General features: G+C 73.1%; 3 protein-coding genes. 1 reads left to right on the top strand and 2 read right to left on the bottom strand.

Annotation, left to right across the window (positions count from 1 at the left end):
* Positions 1–170 precede the first annotated feature (170 nt).
* Entirely contained in the window at positions 171–1,397 is a 1,227-nt protein-coding gene (locus V7050_RS20065; protein WP_324369823.1) for an MFS transporter, read from the bottom strand.
* Positions 1,398–1,485: 88 nt separating this feature from the next.
* On the opposite strand from V7050_RS20065, the gene V7050_RS20070 reads away from it, so the two are divergent.
* On the top strand, positions 1,486–2,118 hold the full coding sequence (locus V7050_RS20070; RefSeq protein ID WP_324369825.1) for a DNA-3-methyladenine glycosylase family protein: 633 nt from the start codon (positions 1,486–1,488) through the stop codon (positions 2,116–2,118).
* Here the strand turns inward: V7050_RS20070 and cobM are convergent.
* Positions 2,119–2,804 (bottom strand): precorrin-4 C(11)-methyltransferase (cobM, locus tag V7050_RS20075; RefSeq protein WP_324411141.1); only part of this gene is annotated, 686 nt, incomplete at its 5' end.

The raw sequence follows: 2,804 nt of genomic DNA on the forward strand, positions 1-2,804 counted from the left end.
CTCCGGCACGACGCGGGCGCTTCGCTCCCGCCCGGGCCGGGCGCTGCCCTCGTCTCATGGCGGGGCGGTCGTACCGGGAACGGATGGGCTCCAGACGCGATCACCCTGCCGACCATCGGCCCGTCCGTCTCGCGGTGGCTGCGTTTGGCGCGCAGTCCGGGGGGCGTGCTTCAGACTGTGCGGCGGCGGCTGAGCACGAGCCAGATCAGCGCGCTGCCCGCCAGCGCGAGCATCGGGATCATCGCGAGATTGACCGCCTTCCAGCCGGCCACCGCGTCGCCGCCGATGCAGTTCATCAGCCCGCCCGAGGCGAGCGAGGCGAGCCCGACCAGCCCGAAGACCGCGAAATCGTTCATGCCCTGCACCCTTCCGCGCTCCTCGGGCCGATGGGCGCCGGTCAGCATCGCCGTGGCGCCGATGAAGCCGAAGTTCCAGCCGAGCCCGAGCAGGACCAGGGCGACGAAGAAGTTCGTGAGCTCCACCCCGGCCAGCCCGACCAGGCCCGCGCAGGCGAGGATCACCAGCCCGGTCGCGATGATCCGCTCGGCGCCGAAGCGCGCGATCAGGTTGCCGGTGAAGAAGGAGGGCGCGAACATGGCCAGCACATGCGCGCTCACCACATTGGCCGCATCCGCGGTGCCGTATCCGCAGCCGACGATGGCCAGCGGCGTCGAGGTCATCACCAGGTTCATCAGCGCATAGGAGACCATGCCGCAGAGCATCGCCACGCCGATGCGGGGGTCGCGCATCAGATCCCAGTGGCTGCGCGCCCGCGGCCCGTCGGCGGCCGGCGGCGCGGGGCGCGGGCTGTCGAGGAACCAGAAGACGCCGGCGCCGAGGAGGTTGAGCGCCACCACCGCGAGATAGGCGCCGGCGAAGGGGATCGGCGCCAGGGCGTCGGCGGTGAGCTTCACCATCTGCGGCCCCACGATCGCCGAGGCGAGGCCGGCGGCCATGACCCAGGAGATCGCCTTGGGCCGGTAGCCCTCGCTGGCGCCGTCGGTGGCGGCGAAGCGGTAGAAGCCCTGGGCCGACATGTAGAGGCCCGAGAGCGCCGAGCCGGCGAGGAAGAGCGCGAAGGAGCCGACGATCAGCGCCCAGGCGCAGAGCGCGCCGCCGAGCGCGCCGCCCGCCGCCCCGACCAGGAAGCCGGCGGTGCGGCCGCGCTTCTGCATCAGGTTCGACAGGATCGGGGCGGAGAGCATCGAGCCGAAGACGATCAGCGAGATCGGCAGGGTCGCGAGGCATCCGATCGGCGAGAGCATCTGCCCCGCCAGCCCGCCGAGGATGAAGGAGACCGGCATCTGGCTGCCGAGGATCACCTGCGCCGCCACCAGCACGCGCAGGTTGCGCCGCGCGCGGATGTCGGGGTCGATGTGGGGCGCGGCGACGGACATGGCGCGCTTCTATCCGGCCCGCCGGGCGGTTCCAAGCGGCGTTTCGGGGACTGTTCGCGGCGCCGCGCGCCGTGCTAGAGGCGCTGCCATGGTCGGGCGCATCATCGAGACGGCGGAGGACGTGGCGGAGGGGGCCGCATGGCTGGCCGGCGCCGAGCCGCGCTTCGCCGAGGCGCTCGTCCTCACCGGGCCGCTGCCGCTGCGCCGCCGCCCGGACGGTTTCGCGACGCTGCTCTCGGCCATCGTCAGCCAGCAGGTCTCCACCGCCGCGGCGACGGCGATCTGGGGGCGGGTGGAGGCGCTCGGCGCGCATCACGCGCCCGCGGCACTCGCCGCCGCCAGCGACGAGGCGCTGCGCGGCTGCGGCCTGTCGCGCCAGAAGATCGCCTATGCCCGCGCCATCGCCGAGAGCGGGATCGATTTCGAGGCCCTGCGCGCGATGCCCGATGCCGAACTCGTCGCGGAGCTGACCCGCATCAAGGGCGTGGGCGTCTGGACGGCGGAGATCTACGCGATGTTCTCGCTGGGCCGGGCGGATGTCTTCGCCCCGGGCGACCTGGCTTTGCGCGACGCCGCGCATCGGCTCTTCGAGCTCGACGCCCGCCCGAGCGAGAAGGCGCTGCGCGAGATGGCGCTCGACTGGTCGCCCTGGCGCGCGGTGGCGGCGCGGCTGCTCTGGTCCTATTACCGCGTCGTCAACCGGCGCGAGGGGGTTCGCTAGCTAGGCGCGGCGCCTGGGGCGCAGGACGTGGACATGGGCCGCGTCGTAGAGCGCGCTGTCGGGGAAATGCGCGGGGGCGAGGGCGCGTCCCACGAAGATCAGCGCGGTGCGGGTGATCTTCGCGGCGCGCACCCTGTCGCGGATGTCCGAAAGCGTGCCGCGCAGGATCAGCTGGTCGGGCCAGCCCACGCGATAGGCGACCACCACCGGGCAATCGGCGCCGTAGAGGGGCGAGAGGCGCCGCTCCACCTCGAGCAGGTTGCGCACCGAGAGATGGATGGCGAGCGTCGCGCCGCTGCGGCCCAGGGTTTCGAGATCCTCGCCTTCCGGCATCGCGGAGGATTTCATCGCGGTGCGGGTCAGGATCACCGTCTGCGAGACCTCGGGGATGGTCAGCTCCTGCCCGAGGGCCGCGGCCGCCGCGGCGAAGGCCGGGACGCCGGGCACGATGGCATAGGGAATGCCGAGCTCCGCCAGGCGCCGGATCTGCTCGGCGATGGCGCCGTAGAGCGAGGGGTCGCCGGAATGCACGCGGGCCACGTCCTGACCGGCCGCATGCGCCGCGGCGATCTCGTCGACGATCTCGTCGAGCGTCAGGGGCGCGGTATCGCGCACCCGTGCGCCGGCGGGCGCGCAGGCGACGATCGCCGCGGGCACCAGCGAGCCGGCGTAGAGGCAGACCGGGC

The sequence above is a fragment of the Amaricoccus sp. genome, assembly GCF_036846665.1.
Lineage (GTDB): Bacteria > Pseudomonadota > Alphaproteobacteria > Rhodobacterales > Rhodobacteraceae > Amaricoccus.